Raw genomic sequence first — 21,284 nt, forward strand, 5'->3', positions numbered from 1 at the left:
ATTTTAAATCAATATATTATGTTGTGGAAAAACCTGAGTATAACCCTGTTGATATCTATGTGTATAACCTTGAGGATATGTCTGTGAATAACCTAGAAAAACAAGAAATGCAGTTAGAGCCGTGGGTCATACAGTGGTCAGATTATCTGACAAACGCTGCTGATTTTACCAACGCAGATGATAAAATCGCTGCTCAAAACCTAATACATGCCGTACTCTTTGCCGCGTCTCAAGGAAACAGTTGTTTAGAATTAACAGCACTGCATGCGAAGAGGTTGCGTAGTCTATTGTCTTTTGCAGATAAAAGCCAGATCAGCCCCTTCGTTTTTTGCAATAATCGACTCTATTTGTACAGATATTATGCACTTGAGCGACGTTTGGCACAGCAAGTACACCGCCTAAGTCAACAGTCGGTGGTGGTGGTAGACAGTGCAGCTTATGATGGGCTACTCAAAGACCCCCACCAAAAGCAAGCCCTTGAATGGGTTGCAAGCAGTGGTTTGAGCCTGATTACAGGAGGGCCAGGTACAGGAAAGACCTACACATTGGCACGTATTATTGCCGCACTCAACCACAGCGTGGCACATTTACGCATTGCGATGGCTGCCCCTACAGGTAAAGCAGCACAGCGTATGCAAGAGGCATTGAAAAATGCATTTGCAGACTTAGAGCCTCGTTTAATGACTCCTGAGTTGCAACTACTACAACCTGTGACTTTGCACCGATTACTGAAAATTGGGCAAAAAGGCCGAGCACAGTTTAATCAAGCTCAGCCACTTCCTTATGATGTGGTAGTGGTTGATGAAGCCTCAATGCTAGACCTTAATCTTGCCACACAACTGTTTGAAGCGATTGCTACAGGTACGCGCTTAATTTTATTGGGTGATGCAAATCAGTTGTCTTCTGTAGATGTGGGTACGGTACTGAGTGACTTACAACGAAGTCAGCTATTAGAATCTCATGTGGTGGAATTAAAATATAGTCGCCGTTTTAGTGGTGATGCACAGATTGGACGTATGGCTCAATTTATTCAACAGCAAAAACAGCCACAAAACGCAAGTCATGATGTGGTTATTGCATTTGAACAGCAAATTGTTCAGCCGAGTGAACTCAGACCTATACAGATCTCTATGCTAGAAAAAGATCTGATTCAGCTCCAATATATCGAAGACACAGCCAAAGTGACATCTGCGAAAACACACGAGCATTTACAGTCGCTCTGGTATGGTTTTCAAGGTTATGCCGTAGCATTAGAGCAGTATTTTCAATCTGAAACCTATGCTGAAAATACAGATTTAAGCCCTGAACAAGAGGCGGTATTAAAGGCTTTTGATGACTACCGTATTTTGACGGCCATGCGTTATGGAACCTTTGGCGTGACACAGTTAAATCATGATATGCAGGCCAAACTTTTAGAGCATTTGGTGGCATATACGCAAGCCAGTGGTGATTGGTATGTTGGTCGTCCTGTCATGATGACTGAAAATAACTATCAGCTTGGACTGTCAAATGGTGATGTAGGCATTTGTTTTAAACATAGACAAGATCCAACGCAATTTGAAGTGTATTTTCCAAGTTTAGCGAAATGGGTACTGGCAACACGCTTACCTAAACATATACAAACCGCATTTGCCATGACCATTCATAAATCACAAGGTTCAGAGTTTACGCATACCGCTGTTGTGCTAGAGCCTGCGGCCGAACAGTTACTTAGCCAAGAATTGCTTTATACGGCCATTACTCGTGCTAAAAAAGTGGTGACACTGTTGGTCGATCAAACTGCATTTGCTCGGGCACTGAGTCATCAAACCACACGGCACAGTGGTTTGGCTGATTTTATTGATACATAATGTACGAAATAGCGTACAAGAAATAGAGCCATTGACCAATAGTGCGTCTGTGGGTTTTTTGCGATGATTGGTTTACACAATAAGTTTGATCGGGAAAGATCAAATAACAATGCAGAGAATAACTATAAATATTCGAAAGACTGCAAACTTACAATGAAGCGTGGGTTAATCAAATAAGTGTAAAAGCTACTGAGCCTTTTAGTTTTGGGAGAGACTAAAAGGCTTTTCTTTTACTGGTATAAAATGAATTAAATGGTCAGATACTTGAATATCTGACCATATTGTGTGGCATTGTGAGTTTTTAAGTCACAGGCTGAGCAATATTTTTCACCTTATGACTGATTTTCATCGAACAAAACTGAGGCCCACACATTGAACAAAAATGTGCTGATTTATGTGCCTCTTTTGGAAGTGTTTCATCGTGCATTTCACGTGCGGTGTCTGGGTCTAAACTTAAATTAAATTGATCATCCCATCTAAACTCAAACCGTGCTTTAGACAGTGCATTATCTCTGGCCTGTGAACCGGGGTGTCCTTTGGCAAGGTCAGCGGCATGGGCTGCAATTTTGTAGGTGATAATGCCATCTTTGACATCTTTTTTGTTGGGTAACCCCAAATGTTCTTTTGGTGTGACATAGCAGAGCATGGCTGTGCCATACCAACCAATCATGGCTGCACCAATGGCTGAGGTAATATGGTCATATCCTGGTGCAATGTCTGTAGTCAGTGGGCCTAAGGTATAAAAAGGAGCTTCTTTACAGACATCAAGTTGTAAGTCCATGTTTTCTTTAATCATGTGCATAGGTACATGGCCTGGGCCTTCAACCATTACTTGTACATCATGTGCCCATGCCCGTTGTGTGAGTTCACCAAGGGTTTTAAGTTCGCTAAACTGTGCTGCATCATTGGCGTCTTGAATACAGCCTGGGCGTAATCCATCACCTAAACTAAAACATACATCATACGACTTCATAATGTCGCATATCTCGTCAAAATGCGTATATAAAAAATTCTCTTTTTGATGTGTCATACACCATTGGGCCATAATTGAACCGCCACGTGACACAATGCCTGTTAAGCGTTGGCTTGTAAGCGGGATATATTCTTGCAGAACACCTGCATGAATTGTAAAGTAATCAACCCCTTGTTCGGCTTGTTCAATCAGGGTATCTTTAAAGATATCCCACGTTAAGTTTTCAGCAATGCCATCGACTTTTTCAAGTGCCTGATAAATAGGTACTGTACCTACAGGGACGGGTGAATTACGAATAATCCATTCACGTGTTTCATGAATGTTTTTACCTGTAGATAAATCCATGATGGTGTCTGCACCCCAACGGGTGGCCCATGTCATTTTAGCGACCTCTTCATCAATAGATGAGCCTAAAGCAGAATTACCAATATTGGCATTAATTTTCACCAGAAAGTTACGCCCAATAATCATTGGTTCGCTTTCGGGGTGGTTAATGTTGGCAGGAATAATTGCACGACCTGAGGCCACTTCTTGACGTACAAACTCGGCAGTAATCTGCTTTATATTTTGTGCCCCAAAATTTTGACCTGCATGTTGTTGGGTATTAACCGAAGCTGCTTGGCGTTGATTTTCACGAATGGCAATAAATTCCATTTCGGGGGTAATGATACCCTGTCGTGCATAGTGCATTTGTGTGACATTTTTACTGGGCTTGGCTTGTCTTGGTTTTTGGATGTGTTGAAAGCGAATGTCTTCAGTTCGAATATCTTTAGCACGTTGGTTGCCAAACAATGAACTTAAACCGTTGAGTTGCACAGTATCTTGTCGTTGTTCAATCCACTCTTGACGTACTTTAGGAAGCCCTTTGTTTAGGTCTATGTTTACCTGAGGGTCTGTGTATGCTCCAGATGTATCGTAGACTAAAATTGCACCATTTGAGTCTCCACCTAAACCTTCTGGGGTATCTGAGAGTGTAATTTGTCTCATTGGTACACGTATAGAAGGGTTTGAGCCTTCGATATAGACCTTTTGAGACGCAGGGAGTATACGGGTGAGGTCTTGAGCATCTTGCTCAATGTGAGAGTGTTTGTTAGACAGATTCGTTAATTGCTTCATGGCAATGATCCTTATGAAAATCAACGAATCAAGCACTGCCAAAAAGTGAATGCAAATGGTTGCCTGATCTTGTCAATAGATAGGCAATAGAGGGTATCAATTTGTGGTGGCTTGATTCCTACGCAGGTTTTAACCTGATCAGGTTCAACGGTATTCACCATTAAGAAAGTATATTTCTAGGGTGATCTCAGCGAGTTGTTACTCGCACTCCGTCAAGCATTGCTTAATAGTAGCAGGTTTAATTGCTAATGTTGCATGAACTTAAAATAAATATCGGAGCATGTTAAAAAAATAGCGTTAACCTAAATGTAGGGGGCATGTATAGGTGTGTTTGACAGTAATCTTGAGTTATTTTTGGTGACATTAACAGGTAATAGTTGTCATAAATAGAGGGGAATGTAATGGTTAGTATGACTTTGTTTGCTGTGTAAATACAGTATTAGGAATCTGTTTTAATTCATATGTTCTTGTGTAAGTTATTTCGTACAAACAATACAGTCAAAAACTACTATAACGCTGATTTTATTATGGCAATATAAAGATGTGGGAACAAAATAGAACAAAGTAAAACAACACAGGAACACAATAAAGCATAACGACTAAAACACAAAAACAGTCAAAATTATAATAACAATATAGCGCAATAAAAAAGCCCAAGGAAACTTGGGCTTTTTTATATTAAGACTGTCCATTTTAGACATATATTTGACGCTAAGGAGTAGAATATATACTCGCATAAAGTTTTAGATGTTCGTTAAATGTTAATACTTGGTGGTGTATCAAAAAGTATGCTGTGCTATAAAGATGATTGTTTATATAATAGAGGAATCAAAATAAAATGCTTTTTACGCTTTTTGGCTCAACTCTATTGATGTTAGTGTAATGGTTCGAATAAGTCTAGATTTATGTCTGTGGTTTGAATAGTTTACCTAATATTTATTTTATAAATATCTAATAGTAGTAGCCCTATGAATGATACGCCAAAGAAATTATCCGTAATTTACCATTTACATTTCTTTTTTGATTTGGTTGAGGTTCAACATATTAAAAAGATCCATGAAAAGGTAACAAGTCAAATATCTCATTTAGCCACAATTTTCCCTTTGTTATTACCTCCAGCTGGGCCTTTACCAAAGCCAATGTTTATGCTGGAGTTTTCTGAAGACGTTGTAAATGAAATTATATTGTTTTTTAAACAATATGAAAAAGATTATAGTATTTTTATTCATCCTGAATTGGATGATGAAGTGCTTGCTCATACAGATTGTTCAATATGGATAGGTAAAAAAATTCCACTAAGGTTGGAATACTTAAGTAAGAGATGATTTAAGCTAAAAAGCAAAAGCAACTATACAAAAATATAAATTGCTTAATTCTACGCAATTGATAAAAGCATTTTGCAATTTGTACACTTTTCACTTAAAATATGCACTTGCTGTAGTGATGCATGGCAGGCAGTTTTTTTATAAATTGTTTTATATCATTTTTTAAATTTTAAGCATCTCGGAGAAATCGAATGTCTTTAACAACTACAGATCGCGCAGAAATCATTGCTAAATTTGCACGTGCAGAAAATGACACTGGTTCACCAGAAGTTCAAGTGGCTTTACTTACTGCTCAAATCAATGACTTGCAAGGTCACTTTAAAGCACACAAAAAAGATCACCATGGTCGCCGTGGTTTGATTCGTATGGTTAACCAACGCCGTAAACTTCTTGACTACCTAAATGGTAAAGACCACGGTCGTTATGTTGCGTTAATTGGTGCTTTAGGCTTACGTCGTTAATTCGATTGAGCGATTTTTCGGTACAACGTATGTTATTTATAACATTCGCGCTGAAAATGAAGCATAGCTTAGTTTGCTAAGCAATCTAAGAAGGGGCGAATGATCGCTCCTTCTTTGTGTTTAAAATCTAGTGAGGTCGGCTTCTAAGTTTTGTCATTTATAAAACATGAAACTGTATTACTATAAATGCCAAACCTTAGGGGTCTCCACTAGAATAAATTAATTAGGAAATAACAATATATGTCAATGTTTAATGTGACTCGTAAAGAATTTCAATATGGCCAATACCAAGTTGTACTAGAAACAGGTCGTGTTGCACGTCAAGCCAATACTGTTTTAGTCACTATGGGTGGCGTAACTGTACTTGTTGCAGTGGTTGCTCAACCGACTGCAAAAGCAGGAACAGACTTTTTCCCATTGACTGTAAACTATCAAGAAAAACAATATGCAGCAGGTCGTATTCCTGGTGGCTATGGTAAACGTGAAGGCCGTGCTTCTGAAGCAGAAACACTCATTTCACGTTTAATTGACCGTCCAATTCGCCCATTGTTCCCTGAAGGGTATTACAACGAAGTACAAGTGACTGCAACAGTTGTATCTTCAGACAAAACCATGGATGCAGACATTGCTGCAATGATTGGTACATCTGCAGCACTTGCTATTGCAGATACCCCATTCCGTGGCCCAATTGGTGCTGCACGTGTTGGTTTGGTGAATGGTGAATACATCTTAAACCCATCACATGAGCAACTTGCTCAGTCTGATCTTGACCTTGTTGTTGCAGGTACAGAATCTGCGGTATTAATGGTTGAATCTGAAGCTAAAGAATTGTCAGAAGACCAAATGCTCGGTGCTGTATTGTTCGGTCATGACGAAATGCAAATTGTAGTACAAGCAATTAATGAGTTTGCAGCTGCAGTCGGTACGAAGAAAACTGAGTGGACTGCTCCTACACAAAATGAAGAGCTACGTGCAAAACTGAAAGAAGCATTTGAAGCAAAAATTTCAGAAGCATATACCATTGCTGTAAAACAAGATCGTTACGCAGCACTAGGTGCGCTTTATGAGCAAGCAGTGGCGCAGTTCGTTCCTGAAAATGATGAAAGCGGTATTGCAGATGAGTTAAATGACTTATTTGAAGACCTTAAATACCGTACTGTACGTGACAATATTGTCTCTGGTAAACCGCGTATTGATGGCCGTGACAATAAAACTGTTCGTGGTCTAGATGTACAAGTGGGTGTACTAGACCGTGCACACGGTTCAGCATTATTTACTCGTGGTGAAACACAAGCACTTGTAACAACGACTTTGGGTAACACGCGTGATGCCTTAATGGTGGACACATTGTCAGGTACAAAAACTGACAACTTTATGTTGCACTATAATTTCCCTGCATATTCTGTAGGTGAAACAGGTCGTGAAACAGGTCCAAAACGTCGTGAAATTGGTCATGGTCGTTTGGCTCGTCGTGGTGTACAAGCCGTATTGCCACCGATTGACCGTTTCCCATACGTGATTCGTATTGTATCTGACATTACAGAGTCAAATGGTTCATCATCTATGGCTTCTGTATGTGGTGCATCATTATCACTGATGGATGCAGGCGTACCATTAAAAGCACCAGTTGCAGGTATTGCAATGGGGCTAGTGAAAGAAGGCGAGCGTTTTACGGTTCTTTCTGACATCTTAGGTGATGAAGATCACTTAGGCGATATGGACTTTAAAGTTGCAGGTTCTGAAAACGGGATCACTGCACTGCAAATGGACATTAAAATCGAAGGGATTACCGAAGAGATTATGGAAGTTGCATTAAATCAAGCCTATGCAGGTCGTATGCATATCTTGAATGAAATGAATAAAGTCATTTCTCGTGCTCGCCCTGAAATTTCTGCACATGCACCAACATTTGAAGTGATCAGCATTAACCCTGATAAAATCCGTGATGTGATTGGTAAAGGTGGTGCAACCATTCGTCAAATTACTGAAGAAACGAAAGCAGCCATTGATATTGAAGACAATGGTACAGTGCGTGTATTTGGTGAAACGAAAGCGGCTGCACGTGCAGCGATTGCAAAAATTCAAGCACTGACAGCTGAAATTGAACCGGGCACAATTTATCAAGGTAAAGTGATTCGTATTGTAGAGTTTGGTGCATTTGTAAATATTATGCCAGGTACGGATGGCCTATTACACATCTCACAAATCTCAAATGAGCGTATTGCAAACGTGACTGACGTATTGACTGAAGGTCAAGAAATTAAAGTACAAGTGCAAGATGTAGACAACCGTGGTCGTATTAAATTATCTATGAAAGACATCGAACAAGCTTAATTTATGTCTTAAACTGAAAAAGCCCGCTTGATGCGGGCTTTTTTTCGCTCCACAATATGTATATTCCAAAATAAATAAGATTGAATGTATGCAAAGCTACTATTTTTATCGTCACCAAGACACAGGGGTTTTATCTGTATCACAGCATTCTCACCAAGAACACACTGACTTTATTTGGATTGACTGTCTAAGAGACGATATTGTACATACGGTAGATGTTTGGCAAGAGCAAATAAAAACTCAGACCAATTTGGTGTTAAATGAATTTCATATTGCAGATATTTTAAATATCGAACACCCTTGTGGTTTTGACACCATGGAAGAGTATGATTTTTTAACGTTTCGTAAAATTATGACGCCTGAAGATCAACAAATTTTTGACAGTTTGTCGGGTGAGCAACATCAAAGTGAGTTTGGCTTATTTACCACACCTGTTAATTTTATTATTACAGGGAAGTACCTGATTACGGTACGAGAGCGTGGCAATAAGTCGATGCAAAATTATTTAGACCGACTTTGTGGATTATTAGAAAAAAACGTGGCTGAACAGCATAAGTTAAGACGTTTGCCAAGCACACCGTTAAATTTAGCACTGCGTTTACTCAATAGCATGATTGATGATTATTTAGGATTACGTACACCGTTAACGCGTCGGGTCGAATTTTGGCAAACAGAATTGCTTCAAGGTAAGCACTACTTCAAGCAGTGGCAACAATTGTTGCAAGAAAATATGGCATTTCAGCAAGTGGAAAACTTGTGTGAAGAGCAAATTGAAACCTTACAAGAGCTGAGAGATGAGGTAGTAGAAAATCACCATCATGCACATGATGCACCATCATCTGTAGACAGTTTAGATTTAATTTTGGTCAGAATTAATGATTTGGTGAGTCATGTTGAACGAATACAAAAGCATACGTCACGCTTACGCCAATCGATTCAATCGGCTATAGATTTACACTTTTCTGCAATCTCAAATCAAACTAATGAAAATATGCGTATTTTAGCCATTATTACAGCCATATTTGCACCGCTGACGTTGCTTACGGGGATTTATGGTATGAATTTTGAGTCGATTCCCGGTTTGAAATCACCTGAGGGGTTTTGGGTGATGCTCGTTGCGATGTTGTTAACAACACTTTTACTGACATTTTACTTTTACCGTCGCCATTTGGTTGGGTGAGGAGAGAAAAGTGTAGTGGATATGCTGTCGCAGTCGAATCAGAAAAATATTAATTTATTTGCCATTTTAGGGGTTGAACCCATTAAAAAGACCATTAAAGAAGTGGAAAAGATGGCCAAAGGGGTAGGTAAAACATAGCATGACCTGCACGCTATGTTTAGGGGCTTAACTTAGTATTTCCAGTCTACTCGAACCAATACGCTGGCTGGGCTACCTAAGAAGTTGTTCCCACCGTTGATACGTACACGGTTGTTTTCATAGTAACGTTTGTTGGTAATGTTATCGCCAATCACGTTAAATGATAGGTTTTCTGAGTAGCTATAACGAATGTTCGCATTCCAAAGGGTGTAACCTCCTTGGTAAATGTTATACAAACTATTGGTATCCGTTTGTGCAGTCACACCTACACCTGCTGACCATTTTTCAAGTGCCCCAGGAAGCTGATATTGTGAATACAATTTAAACATATGCTCAGGGGTGTGTTTACTAAAGTTTGTACCTGCAGCATAGCTTGAACTTTCAGTTTTTAGATACTTACTTTTATTGTAGGTATAGCCTGCAAAAACTGCTAAGTCGTTGGTGACTTTACCAGAAACTTCAACATCTACCCCACGGCTACGCACTTTACCTTCAGCGATTGAGAAACTGGTATTGTTTGGATCGGTAATCGCACGATTTTCTTGTTCAATTTGGAATAAGGCTAAAGAGGTATTTAAGCGACCACCAAACAGCTCAGATTTAACTCCAATTTCATCATTTTTGCCCACGACAGGGTCTAAAATTTGCCCAGATGAATTACGTGCAGACTGCGGTTTAAAGATCTCGGTGTGGCTAGCATATAGACTAGTATTGTCTGTTAAGTCATAAGTTAGACCAATATATGGAATAAACTTATTCTTCTTCACTTCACGGTTTTTAGCATATTCACCATCTGTTTTACCACCAGTAAGGGCATAGTAAGTACTGCCATTCGTAATAGACTGTGCGTAGCGACCTGCAAGAGTTAAATGAAAGTCTTGGAGTAAATTAACCCGTGTACCTAAAGTGGCTGCTGTTTGCGTAATATAGTTGGTGTAGAACCAATTTAAGTTTAAAGCCCCATTCCAATTCGGTGCAGCCACCGATGTTGGGTCAAATGTGGTTACATTATATGATGTTGAGTTTAAAATACGACGCCACTCAGATTTTTCATAGGTGCTCACATAGTTTAAGTTCGCAAATACATCATGTGTGGCATTAAATAGGTTGTATTTACCATTTAAAGAGATTTTAGCTGTCAGTTCATCGCTACTATTGTCATAGTATTGATAGTTATTCATCGCCACTTTTTGGTTGCTACTGGTTAAGCCACTATAGCTTGTTCCTAATTGTCCTAAAGCACCTACATTTTGTAGTGACTTGTTCCAATTACTATTAATTTGTGCATTTAATATCCAGTCATCATTAAATTTGTGCTCGAGCTCTGCAAAAGCATTATATTTTTCAAAGTCGAGTTTAGACCAACTTGAGCCGAGGTAAGTACTTGCTGGTAAACCAGAATCTACGCCACCTGATGCCATAGGAATACCGAAGTAATCTGGCACTTCATGTGACTTTTGATACATTGCACCAATGCGTAAAAGTGTTGCAGGGGTGAGGTCAAAGTCTAAAACACCATAAAAGGTTTTGTTGTCTTTTGAGACATTATTTTTGAAAGAATCACTGTCTGCACCAATGGCAACAAATCGACCACGTACAGTTTTATTTGCATTTAATGGGCCAGAGACATCAAATACAGAGCGTAAGTTATTCCAACTGCCTGCTTGTAGGTAGCCTTGCATTTGAAAATCTTTGGTTGGGTGCTTACGTACAGCATTAAGTGTACCACCTGGTTCACTATATGCCTGTGTCAAACCTGTTGCACCACGCACCACTTCAATATGGTCATAAATATCTAAGTCGGTGAAACTTGAGGAGGTTCTAAGAGGATTTGAGCCTGAACCTGCCACCGTACTACTCAAACCATCTTCTTCAATTTGGTCAATATAAAAACCACGAGATTGAAAACGGAAGCGACCGCTATCACGAATGACATTAATACCAGTAGCTTGTTTCATTGCACTTGTGACAGTGGTTAAGCCTTGGTCTTTAATTTGTTCTTGTGTCACCACAGAAACAGATTGAGGGGTTTCTTTTTGAGTGAGCTCAAGCCCTGTTGCAGTTTTCATGCTCGAAGACTTGTTTGACTCCGCTTGAATGGTTTCAAGTTGAGTTACATCACTACTAGTATTTTCGGCTGCAAAACTTTGAATGGAGATTGCAAATAAACTTGCACATAAGGGTTTCAATAAGAAACTTTGACAATAATCTGACATAATTGATAGAAACTGTGAATAAATGTAACTATATTTTATCCAAATGAAACTAATTATCAATTACTTTAACTTATTCGTTTAATGAAAGGTTGTTATAAGAGGTAAAGGCATTAAAAATAAAATTTTATAACACAAAAATTTAAACTATTTAAAATTGCTTAAATTTTTGTAATATATCGTGGCTTTTTATTCATGATGGCGTCATATTTTGCTAAGATAATTCTAAACAAATAAACCAAGTACGATAAATAATGGTGATGTAATATTGATCCCACGAGAGGTAAAAATGCCAGTTAGACTCATCGCTGTAGACATGGATGGTACATTTTTAAATGGAGAAAAACAGTACAATAAACAGCGTTTTTTAAGGCAGTTCTCTCAGCTTCAACAGCAGGGTATACATTTTGTTGCAGCCAGTGGTAACCAACTTTATACCTTAAAAAACTATTTTTCTGATATTCAAGATCAAATTGCATATGTGTCTGAAAATGGTGCCTTTGTCGTTGATGGCACAACTGAAGTCAATTTTGCCCACTTTGACCCCCAAGTCGCGAAAGTGATGCTGGCAGATCTGATGGTGGATTATGCTGAAGGTATCATTTTATGTGGTAAAGAGGGTGCGTATATTGATGAGCAAACCCCTGCTGAAAACATGCCGAAACTCAATAAGTATTTTAAACGCCTGTTTTGTGTAGAGGATTTACTTCAAGTGGATGACCTCGTCTGTAAAATTACCATTAATACCAGTAACTACGATTTTGATGAGCTGACGCAGGCCTTAAATCAGAAGTCTTATATTAAAAATGCTCAGGTCAAAATGGTGTCGAGTGGTTTTGGTTTTATAGATCTCATTGTACCAAAGCAACATAAAGCGTTTGGTTTAAGCTTTTTGCAACAGCGTTGGAATGTGAGTGCAGATGAAACGCTTGTTATTGGTGACAATAACAATGACATTGAAATGGTGAAAATGGCCAAATTTGGTCTGGCAATGGATAATGCAATACCTGAGTTAAAACAAGTTGCAGATTATGTGGTCGGGCATAATGAAAAAGAAGCAGTGCTTGATGTATTAGATGCAGTATTAACCAGTGAAACCGATACTCAGCTAGCGGAGCAGCTTGCCAAGCTCAATTAATTTAGTACACATGGTAGGCAATATTTGCCTACCATGTGCATGAGATTTAGAACCACCCTTCAAGAATTTTTTGATATTCTCCAGTTTCTTTGGCAAGGTGAAGCCATTGATCTACATATAGTTTCCAAGTGATGTCATCAGTTGGGAGCATATATGACTTTTCGCCATACTGTAACGGTTTTTGAGTATTGACCGCACATAGGCTTGGGTAGTGCTTTTTCTGATACAGTGCTTCAGAGGCTTCGGTAACCATTACATCCGCTTTTTTATCGACCAATTGTTGGAAAATACCCAAGTTATCTTGGCTCAGTGTTAAGTTACTTTCGGGTAAGTACTTCTTCGCAAAGGCTTCATTTGTACCTCCTGCAGGCTCAATCACACGGACAGAAGGCTTGTTGATTTGTTCAACAGTTTGATATTTCTTTACGTCATTACAGCGTACGAGTGGTACTTTGCCATCGACATCTATACGGTTGGCAAAAAACACTTGGCGTTGTCTAGTCAGGGTCACGGAAATACCCCCCATAGCAATGTCACATTTTCCTGAAACTAAGTCTGGCGTGAGGGTTTTCCACGTCGATTTTACGTAGTTAGTTCTCACACCTAAGCTTTTCGCTAAGGACTCTGCCATAGAAATATCAATGCCTTCATATTGGCCATCTGCTTTTAAAAAGCTATATGGTTTGTAATCACCTGTGGTGCAAACATCGAGTGTGCCCTTATTAATGACACTTTGTAAGCGGGATTCGGCATGTAGTTGGGTTGTGGCAAAGGCGATGCAACAAAGTGAAATGATTTTTTTCATAGAGGTACTCTTGAATGACGTATTGAATAAAATTTAATATGTGCTAGGTGAAAGCAATTTTCAGACCATTAGATTGACGTTATTTGACGTATCCGCTGAAATTTTTTGTTAATTCATTTATATATTTTATAAAGTATAAGCATACCTTAATAAATCATCTTTATACTATAAAAGCCTAAATTACTAAAAAGTGCTTAGGTCGCTTCTAAGAAATCTGTAGAGCCGATAATATGCTTTTGATGAATGTTGAACAGTATCGAAAAAACAACTGGAAAATACTTTGTGATTTCGATGGTACGATTAGTTTGCAAGATACCACAGATGTTTTGCTTGAAACTTTTGCCGATGACGGTTGGCAAGAGATAGAGGAGCTGTGGGAGCAAGGAAAAATTGGCTCTAAAGAATGTATGCAACGCCAAATTGCACTTTTGAATGTCAGTAAGAAAGACCTAGAAGCTTTTGTACAAAATATAAAAATTGATGAAAGCTTTATAGAATTTGTGAAGCTCACGAAATATTATGGTATACCTCTGACCATTGTTAGTGATGGTTTAGACCAAGTGATTCGTTATATTTTGGCAAAATATAATTTAATGCATGTGCCTGTGATTGCCAATCAACTCCAGCAAGTGAGTGAAAACCGTTGGCAGTTGGCCTTTCCAAATGCCAGTAAAAGTTGTAATGCCCAGTCGGGAACGTGTAAGTGTAAAGTGTCTAAACAGCACCAACAATATAAAACCATTTTAATTGGCGATGGACGTTCAGATTTTTGTTTATCTGAGCGTGCAGATTATGTATATGCCAAAACATCACTGTTAAAACATTGCCAAAAAAATAAAATTAGCCATGTGGCATTTAGTCGTTTTGATGAAATTAGTGCCTCGCTTGGGCAGTTTGTACAGTTACAGGGGATGACAAAGGTCAGTTTATGATAGCAGATCACGCTTTTTTACTAGAGGGAAACCGTACAGGAATCTTACTGATTCATGGTTTGACAGGTACACCCAATGAAATGCGTGGTCTTGCACGCCGTTTTCATCAAAAAGGCTATACTGTAATGGCACTACAGCTTGCGGGGCATTGTGGTACTGTTGAGGATTTAGTGAATACCACGTGGCAAGATTGGTACAAAAGTGTCTGTGATGCAGCTGAGCAACTCAAGCAACATGTTGACCATATTTTTGTGGGAGGGCTTTCTATGGGGGCATTGCTTGCACTGAATTACGCCAGTGAGCATCGTGTGAGTGGTGTAATGAGTTATAGTCCCACATTTAAATATGATGGCTGGGGTATTCCTTGGTGGTCAAAGTTCGTCGCACCGTGGTTACTTCCATTAAGCTATCACTTAAACTTATTTAGAAAGACCACGTTTGATGAAGCCGAGCCGTTTGGTATTTATAACGAAAAACTCAGACAACGCATTGTGCACTCTATGCAACATGGCGATAGCAGCGAAGCAGGACTGCCTGGTAATCCATTTCACTCATTATATCAATTACAATGTTTGTCTAAAGTGGTGAGAAGTCACTTATCTCGTATTACTGCACCCTGTTTACTCATTCATGCATATGATGATGATGTGGCACACCGTAGAAATAGCCAACTGATTTATGACCAAGTACAAGGGCCGAAGCAGTTGGTTTGGCTGAAAAAAAGCTATCACATGATTACTATTGATAACGATCGTGAGCAAGTGGTGACAGACTCCTTGTCATTTATGGAGCAGTATACGCCAGCCAATGTTTAGGATATCAATATGAATGCATTAGTGGTCATGGTTTGGATGTTTACCATTGCTGTAGACACTGTCGGGCAGTTGGCCTTCAAAGCTTTGGCGATTAAAGGCTTAGCTTATGAAGGTAAAGCACGTTGGCTCGCTTTTGCGAAAATGCCCATGCTGTGGCTAGGCATTGCCTGCTATGTGGTTGAGTTTGTGGTCTGGCTTGCGTTTTTGTCGCTAGTACCTTTGTCTGATGGTGTGATGCTTGGTTGCATTAATATTGTTGTGATTATGATTGCAGGGCGACTGTTTTTTAAAGAACAACTGACCAAAGAGCGGTTGATTGGCGTGTTATTCATTAGTGCAGGGGTTGCAGTGATTGGGTTAGGCTTATGAGATTGTTTTATTTGGTTGGTTTTTCTGTGTTGATGTTATTTGATACATTGGCTCAAGTCAGTTTTAAGCTCGCATCAAACCATGCCATGCCACTTACTTTTGATGTGCCATGGTTACTCCGTGTCTTTGGTAATGTGTGGATTTATGGCGCTTTGATTGGCTATATTGGTTCATTTTTTACTTGGATGACCTTACTAGAAAAAGCACCGATTGGCCCAGCAGTAGCAGCATCGCACATTGAGCTGGTGAGCGTGACTTTACTTTCAGTATGGTTGTTTAATGAGCCATTAACTGCATTTAAAGTGTGTGGTATGGCTCTGATTGTCATTGGTGTGTTATTTCTTGCCAAAGGTGAGGCAAAAATTTATAAACAACAGCAACAATAGTTTAAGTACGCCAAGCGGTATTTATACGTTCAATTAGGCGAGTATTTAGGGCTTGTTGCTGATCTTGCCAAATAGTGAGCTGTTCTTCGGGCATGGTTTCTTGTGCATCTAGTTTGCTTAAAAATGCTTTAAACCATTGTTTATACTGGTATAAAGAAATATCTCCAGTAATGTCGGCACCCATTAAACGCCCTTGGCATGCATCAATAAGCGTGTGTAGGTGTTGTTCTAAAAATTGCCCCTGATCCCAATTGGTTTGCACCACATCTTTAGATAAAATGTCTTTATCAATCGATAAATAAATGGGTAGATTAACTGCTTGTAAGGTGGTTAAAAATTCAGCCATGAGTGCATCGGGGAAATCAAAATGATGTGCTGCATGCTTTGCACCAATGCGTTTTAGCCAACTGGCATTTTGCTGCACACTCCAATAATGTAATTTACCTTTTTTAAGCGGTGACCAATGGTTTTCCCATGCATGGCTTAAACTGATGTCATTAGAACTAATGCCTAAGACATCTATACGTGCAACCTGTGGTAGTTGGCTTGCCCAATACACCCATGAGCCGCAATGTATCCCAAAAGGGTAGCGCATGTTGTCGGGGTGATTGTCACAGACCACCAGGTGAATTGGTTCATCTTGCTTTAAACGAGAGAGTAGTAAATAGCTTAGATGGTGGTAGTCGCCACTGCCCAGTAAAGCACAGCCTTGTTGATCAGGTGCGGGTAGTTGGGTGTTTAAATGTGCTTCTAATTGTTTAAAGTCGTGCCATTTGCAACCAAAACGAATTTTTTCTTGCCATGATTGCAGTGCAATACGTTGCCAAGAATTGGGCTGAGCAGATGAGTCATCAAAATTTAAAATAACAGGTGGTCGTGTCACGGTCGTTTGCCCTATGTTTCTTGCTGCTGATGCCAATGGGCATCTGACTCAAATAAATGTCTGAATTTCTTTAGTATAAAACGAAGCATGGGCGATTTTACCCATACAAGGTGTTGTGTAAATGTAAATTGTGCCCCTAACTGTGCTTTGACCTCAGGGTCTGTCCAACCTGCAACGTATACGTCGAGTGCATGGGTTTTGGCATAGTCTAAATTTACAAACCAACTAATAAAATATAAGTTGTAATCGAGTGCAAGGGAATAGTTGAGACCAATATATTTGTCAATTAAAGCATTGTTATAGATATAACAGATGTTATAACCGACTAAAGTCTGCTCTTTCCAGTACATAAACACACGACCATTTTGGCTTGCTTGTTGCAAAATGGTGGTAAAAAACTCAAGGCTGAGTAAGTCAAAGTGAATATCGCTTTGTTGATAGACTTCTAGATATAGCGCATAGAGCTGTTTAAGGGTGTCTGTGCTGTTAAAGTAGTCATCGCCTGTATGTTTGACATCAACGCGTAATTCTTCTAAATGCTTGAGTTTTCTTTTAAAGTTTTTGCGTCTGCTTTTGGAAAATCGGCTTAAAAAGTCATCTTGGTCATTAAAGTCTATTTTTACATAGGCCAAAGCTTGCCCTTCTACTGCTAAAAAGCCTTGTTTTTGTGCTTCTTGAATGAGCTGTTTGCTAAATAGGTTGTCTTGTTCGGGCAGGAGTGGCGACTGAATGGGTAAGTCTTTAATGATGGTAAGACTGTGTTGTTTACAGTACGGCTGTATTTGCTCTAGTAGTTGTTTAGGTGTGTGCTGTGTGGGTAGAGGGGTATATTCGGTAACGGTTGTGCCAATAAATTGGGTTGGGAAATGAACCAGTCGTTGCCAGTGCTGATAGCCAATCAAAGATTGGATTTTCTTACGTAGCGGTGCATCGAGCGTGGTGAGTAAGTTAAATTGGGTGCTAAATGCATAAAAAGATGCATCGAGTGTACGTGCCTTAAAAGTTTGTGGTGGATGCTGTAAAAAAGCATCCACCAGACAGTTAGGCTCTAGATGATTAAAACCATTGTCCATAAGTCGGTTTTACATTTCCTTTTTAGCACGAGTCAAGAGCTGGTCTAAAAGCACCAATGCTTGGTCGATTTCTGCACGGCTAATTTCAAGTGATGGTGCAAATGTAATCACGTTTTTGTAGTAACCACCTACATCGAGTACAAGACCACATTTTTGACCTTGATACTCTAAAGTACCAGACAAACCAATGTCTACCATTTTGTCGAGTAATTCTTTGTTCGGTGTGAAACCATCGGCTTGACAGATTTCTGCACGTAATGCTAAGCCTAAACCATCAACATCACCAATTTCAACATGTTGTTTTTGGAGTGTTTTTAAGCCTTCTAGGAAGTATGCACCACTTTCCATGATTTGTGCTTCGTAGTCTTTTTCAGCCAACATAGTCATCAGTTCTAGACCTACCGCAGTACCGAGTGGGTTCGAGGCAAATGTTGAGTGCGTTGAACCGACAGGGAAAGTCGTTGGGTTAATCAGTGCTTCTTTTGCCCAAATACCTGCCAATGGGTTTAAACCATTGGTGAGTGCTTTACCAAATACAGTGATATCTGGTGTAATGCCGAAGTGTTCCCAAGACCACAGCTTACCTGTACGGTAAAAGCCCATTTGTACTTCATCAACCACTAATAAAATACCGTGGTCATCGAGGACTTTTTTCAGGCCTTTAAAGAAGTTTTGTGGTGGAATAACATAACCGCCTGTACCTTGAATGGTTTCCATGTAGAATGCGGCAAATTCACTTTCACCTACTTTTGGATCCCATACACCGTGGTATTCAGTTTCAAATAAACGGGCAAATTCTGCAACGCATTTGTCGCCGTATTCTTCAGCGGTCATACCTTTTGGACGACGGAATGGGTACGGGAATGGAATGAAGTGTGCACGTTCACCAAAGTGACCATAGCGACGACGGTAGCGATAGCTTGATGTAATTGACGATGCACCTAAAGTACGGCCATGATAACCGCCTTCAAATGCAAACATACGGCTTTTACCGCCACAGAAGTTACGAATCACTTTGAGTGAGTCTTCAATGGCTTGTGAGCCACCCACGTTGTAGTGGATACGACCAACTTCACCTGTTTTTTTGAAAATATCTTCAGCAATGACTTTACTAAGTTCAATTTTTGTTGGGTGTAAGTATTGGCTTGCCACTTGTGGCAATGTGTTAATTTGTTCAATTAAACGATTGCTTAAACGTGGGTTTTTATAACCAAAGTTTACCGCTGAATACCACATTTGTAGGTCAAGATATGGTGTATCTTGGTCGTCATATAAATAGCTGCCTTCGCAGTTAGTAAAGATTTTTGGCGGTTCTACATAGTGTACTGTGTCACCATGTGAGCAGTATTTTGCTTCGTCCAAAAGGAGCTGTTTTTCGTTAATCGCCATAAGTAAATCCTTATCGTGCTTTAAAGGTCTTTAATCTTTTATTGTGTTTAAACATGATAAAATGATTAAAGAGAAGTTGTGTTTAAAATCGGTACAAAATGCCTAGGGTATTACTCACATCAGCCACTTTGTCGACCATAGGACTCTGTTGCTGTTGCCTCGACAAGCGTGTGACTTGGTGGCTCGTGTAGAGTGTCCAATGTGGGTTAATTTGGTAGCCAATATCTAGGCTAAAGTACGGTTGTATGCTCTGCTTAGGGCGATACTCTTGAATTTGGCTACGTTCGGCTTCGGCGTGACTCACGCCATAGTAGTAATTATTGTAGTGTTGGTCGTTCCATTGCACACCAAGCTCTGGTGAAAATGTCCATTGTTTGTAGTGTGCTTCAGCAAGGTAGGCGAGGGTTGCAAATGAGCCATGCCGACGAGACTGCACATCTTTTTCAGCTAAAATTTGAAAGCCACCATAAGGGCTAATATATGTATAACTGCCTCCTGCCATCAGTGCAGGGCGTCTCTTATTCAGCTGACTGAGTGTGTCTGAGGGTTTAAATTCGGTGCTGTCGTAATATAGGTTAAGTTTGAGTTGGTGTTTTTCTGTATGTAAGGCATATACCCCAACTTCATCGCCATCAATATAAAAGTGTTTTGAATCAAAGAAAATGCTTGGAAAAGTGGTCACTGGAAAGTTATTGTTTTTATACGCTTGTATGTCAATAGCACCTGCTACGCCAATTTGTAATGTTGGCGATGGGTCGGCATGTGCATCGCTGGTGATTGTCAAAACCATCATCACAGCTGTAGTCGCAAATGTATATTTAAAGCGGTTTACATAATCTAGCATATAGGGGTGTTAACCATATTTTTAGCATATACTTCTAGTTATATATAAATTTAATGTTTCATTATTAGGTCAATCTTAAAAAAATATAAATATTTTGTTGTTATTTTAATATGTTAGCCAAAGAATACATCATGACTTTAGTCTTAAGCTAAGCCATGATGTGTCTTGTGACTGAGTTTAGCTTAAGTGCTGACCAAATAAAGCCAATGCTTCTTCGGCATTAAAAGTATATTTGGCATTACAAAATTGACAGTCCATTTCAATTGGATTTTGCACACTTAGGGTATCTTTGACTGCATCTTCACCAATCTGTATCAGTGCATTTTTACACTTTTGCTGTGAGCAAGTGCATGAAAACTCAAGTTGTTCGACTTCAGGCAAGCGAACCTCTTCTTCATTGTATAAACGGTAAAGAATTTCTTGTGCATCGAGTTGTTTGAGCTCATCTGCTTTAAGGGTATCTGTGAGCATAATCAGGCGAGGCCATAGATCGTCATCGATATGCTCTTTCTCTTCTTCTGTGCGTGGCAGAAGTTGAATGAGTAAACCACCCGATGCTTTTTCATCACTTGCTAACACAATATGTGTTGGAATTTGAGCAGAGAGTGCGTAGTACTGCATGAGGCAACCTGCTAATGTGGGTTGGTCAAGGGCAATAATTCCTTGATAACGCTCACCAAATTCAGGGTCAATATTAATAAATAATATCGGTTGTTGCAGTGTTGCAAATACGGTACTGCTATCTGTTGCTTGAGCAAAACGTTCATCTGCTTCAAAGTCTGCTAATGCTCGGACTTGTCCTAAATGATTACACTCTGCCATTGCCCATTTAAATGTACCTTGTGCTTGTATTTGTAGGCTAATGTTGCCTTTTATTTTTAAAGTACTTGCTAAAAGAGCTGTTGCACTGAGCATTTCACCCAAGAGCACTTCAATGGCTTGCGGGTAATCACGTTGTTTTAAAATGGTTTCTAGCGTGTCTGTCAGTTGTACCACTTCACCACGAACAGGACAGTTTTCGATATAAAATCGTTGACGTAAGTTTGACATATTTTTCTCC

General features: G+C 39.5%; 16 protein-coding genes, 2 pseudogenes and 1 riboswitch. Of the genes and pseudogenes, 10 read left to right on the forward strand and 8 right to left on the reverse strand.

What is annotated here, in order from left to right; translation table 11 throughout:
• Window positions 1-83: 83 nt before the first annotated feature.
• A complete protein-coding gene (recD, locus tag I2F31_RS06640) occupies window positions 84-1,850 on the forward strand; it encodes an exodeoxyribonuclease V subunit alpha (protein ID WP_323127565.1) in 1,767 nt (588 codons plus the stop codon).
• A gap of 304 nt (window positions 1,851-2,154) precedes the next feature.
• Here the strand turns inward: recD and thiC are convergent.
• A pseudogene (thiC, locus tag I2F31_RS06645) lies at window positions 2,155-3,939 on the reverse strand (phosphomethylpyrimidine synthase ThiC); the annotation flags it as partial.
• 98 nt (window positions 3,940-4,037) lie between these two features.
• Window positions 4,038-4,161, reverse strand: a riboswitch (TPP riboswitch).
• A 746-nt stretch (window positions 4,162-4,907) separates the two neighbouring features.
• Between thiC and I2F31_RS06650 the strand changes: the two are divergent.
• The 4 genes and pseudogenes from I2F31_RS06650 (at window position 4,908) to I2F31_RS06665 (ending at window position 9,377) form a co-directional block, all read left to right on the forward strand.
• Entirely contained in the window at window positions 4,908-5,264 is a 357-nt protein-coding gene (locus I2F31_RS06650; RefSeq protein ID WP_195773648.1) for a DOPA 4,5-dioxygenase family protein, read from the forward strand.
• Window positions 5,265-5,455: 191 nt separating this feature from the next.
• Window positions 5,456-5,725, forward strand: a complete 270-nt coding sequence (gene rpsO / locus I2F31_RS06655; RefSeq protein WP_092746390.1) for a 30S ribosomal protein S15 — start codon at window positions 5,456-5,458, stop codon at window positions 5,723-5,725.
• A gap of 246 nt (window positions 5,726-5,971) precedes the next feature.
• Window positions 5,972-8,059 carry a polyribonucleotide nucleotidyltransferase gene (gene pnp / locus I2F31_RS06660; protein ID WP_195769480.1) on the forward strand — a complete coding sequence of 696 codons (2,088 nt, stop codon included), beginning with the start codon at window positions 5,972-5,974 and terminating at the stop codon, window positions 8,057-8,059.
• Window positions 8,060-8,147: 88 nt separating this feature from the next.
• Window positions 8,148-9,377: pseudogene (locus tag I2F31_RS06665) on the forward strand (magnesium transporter CorA family protein).
• 32 nt (window positions 9,378-9,409) lie between these two features.
• Here the strand turns inward: I2F31_RS06665 and I2F31_RS06670 are convergent.
• On the reverse strand, window positions 9,410-11,593 hold the full coding sequence (locus I2F31_RS06670) for a TonB-dependent siderophore receptor (protein ID WP_195773647.1): 2,184 nt from the start codon (window positions 11,591-11,593) through the stop codon (window positions 9,410-9,412).
• Window positions 11,594-11,879: 286 nt separating this feature from the next.
• On the opposite strand from I2F31_RS06670, the gene I2F31_RS06675 reads away from it, so the two are divergent.
• The gene (locus I2F31_RS06675; RefSeq protein WP_195769460.1) at window positions 11,880-12,728 is read left to right on the forward strand and encodes a Cof-type HAD-IIB family hydrolase; all 849 of its coding nucleotides are present in this window, start codon (window positions 11,880-11,882) and stop codon (window positions 12,726-12,728) included.
• A gap of 46 nt (window positions 12,729-12,774) precedes the next feature.
• Here I2F31_RS06675 and I2F31_RS06680 read toward each other — a convergent pair whose 3' ends face one another.
• Entirely contained in the window at window positions 12,775-13,533 is a 759-nt protein-coding gene (locus tag I2F31_RS06680) for a transporter substrate-binding domain-containing protein (RefSeq protein ID WP_195769459.1), read from the reverse strand.
• Window positions 13,534-13,763: 230 nt separating this feature from the next.
• Here I2F31_RS06680 and I2F31_RS06685 point away from each other — a divergent pair, with 230 nt between their 5' ends.
• From I2F31_RS06685 to I2F31_RS06700, 4 genes are read left to right on the forward strand one after another with little or no spacing between them, the layout of a single operon-like run.
• Window positions 13,764-14,465, forward strand: coding sequence for an MtnX-like HAD-IB family phosphatase (locus tag I2F31_RS06685; protein ID WP_195769458.1), 702 nt, complete (start codon window positions 13,764-13,766; stop codon window positions 14,463-14,465).
• On the forward strand, window positions 14,462-15,280 hold the full coding sequence (locus I2F31_RS06690; RefSeq protein WP_195769457.1) for an alpha/beta hydrolase: 819 nt from the start codon (window positions 14,462-14,464) through the stop codon (window positions 15,278-15,280). Before I2F31_RS06685 ends, I2F31_RS06690 begins: the two co-directional genes overlap by 4 nt.
• A gap of 9 nt (window positions 15,281-15,289) precedes the next feature.
• Window positions 15,290-15,649, forward strand: a complete 360-nt coding sequence (locus tag I2F31_RS06695) for an EamA family transporter (protein ID WP_195769456.1) — start codon at window positions 15,290-15,292, stop codon at window positions 15,647-15,649.
• Window positions 15,646-16,035: a DMT family transporter gene (locus I2F31_RS06700; RefSeq protein WP_195769455.1), complete on the forward strand. Its 390-nt coding sequence runs from the start codon at window positions 15,646-15,648 to the stop codon at window positions 16,033-16,035. Before I2F31_RS06695 ends, I2F31_RS06700 begins: the two co-directional genes overlap by 4 nt.
• Before the next feature lies 1 nt (window position 16,036).
• Here the strand turns inward: I2F31_RS06700 and I2F31_RS06705 are convergent, their stop codons facing one another.
• The 5 genes from I2F31_RS06705 to hslO all read right to left on the reverse strand — a co-directional run bounded on the left by I2F31_RS06705 (window position 16,037) and on the right by hslO (window position 21,274).
• Window positions 16,037-16,918, reverse strand: a complete 882-nt coding sequence (locus tag I2F31_RS06705; protein ID WP_195769454.1) for a hypothetical protein — start codon at window positions 16,916-16,918, stop codon at window positions 16,037-16,039.
• An 11-nt stretch (window positions 16,919-16,929) separates the two neighbouring features.
• A complete protein-coding gene (locus tag I2F31_RS06710) occupies window positions 16,930-17,991 on the reverse strand; it encodes a GNAT family N-acetyltransferase (protein WP_195773645.1) in 1,062 nt (353 codons plus the stop codon).
• Between the two features lie 9 nt (window positions 17,992-18,000).
• Window positions 18,001-19,380, reverse strand: a complete 1,380-nt coding sequence (locus I2F31_RS06715; RefSeq protein WP_195769452.1) for an aspartate aminotransferase family protein — start codon at window positions 19,378-19,380, stop codon at window positions 18,001-18,003.
• A gap of 82 nt (window positions 19,381-19,462) precedes the next feature.
• Window positions 19,463-20,224 carry a MipA/OmpV family protein gene (locus tag I2F31_RS06720; protein WP_195769451.1) on the reverse strand — a complete coding sequence of 254 codons (762 nt, stop codon included), beginning with the start codon at window positions 20,222-20,224 and terminating at the stop codon, window positions 19,463-19,465.
• A 177-nt stretch (window positions 20,225-20,401) separates the two neighbouring features.
• Window positions 20,402-21,274 carry an Hsp33 family molecular chaperone HslO gene (gene hslO / locus I2F31_RS06725; protein WP_195769450.1) on the reverse strand — a complete coding sequence of 291 codons (873 nt, stop codon included), beginning with the start codon at window positions 21,272-21,274 and terminating at the stop codon, window positions 20,402-20,404.
• Between the last annotated feature and the right edge of the window lie 10 nt (window positions 21,275-21,284).

The sequence above is a fragment of the Acinetobacter rathckeae genome (assembly GCF_015627125.1).
GTDB lineage: Bacteria > Pseudomonadota > Gammaproteobacteria > Pseudomonadales > Moraxellaceae > Acinetobacter > Acinetobacter rathckeae.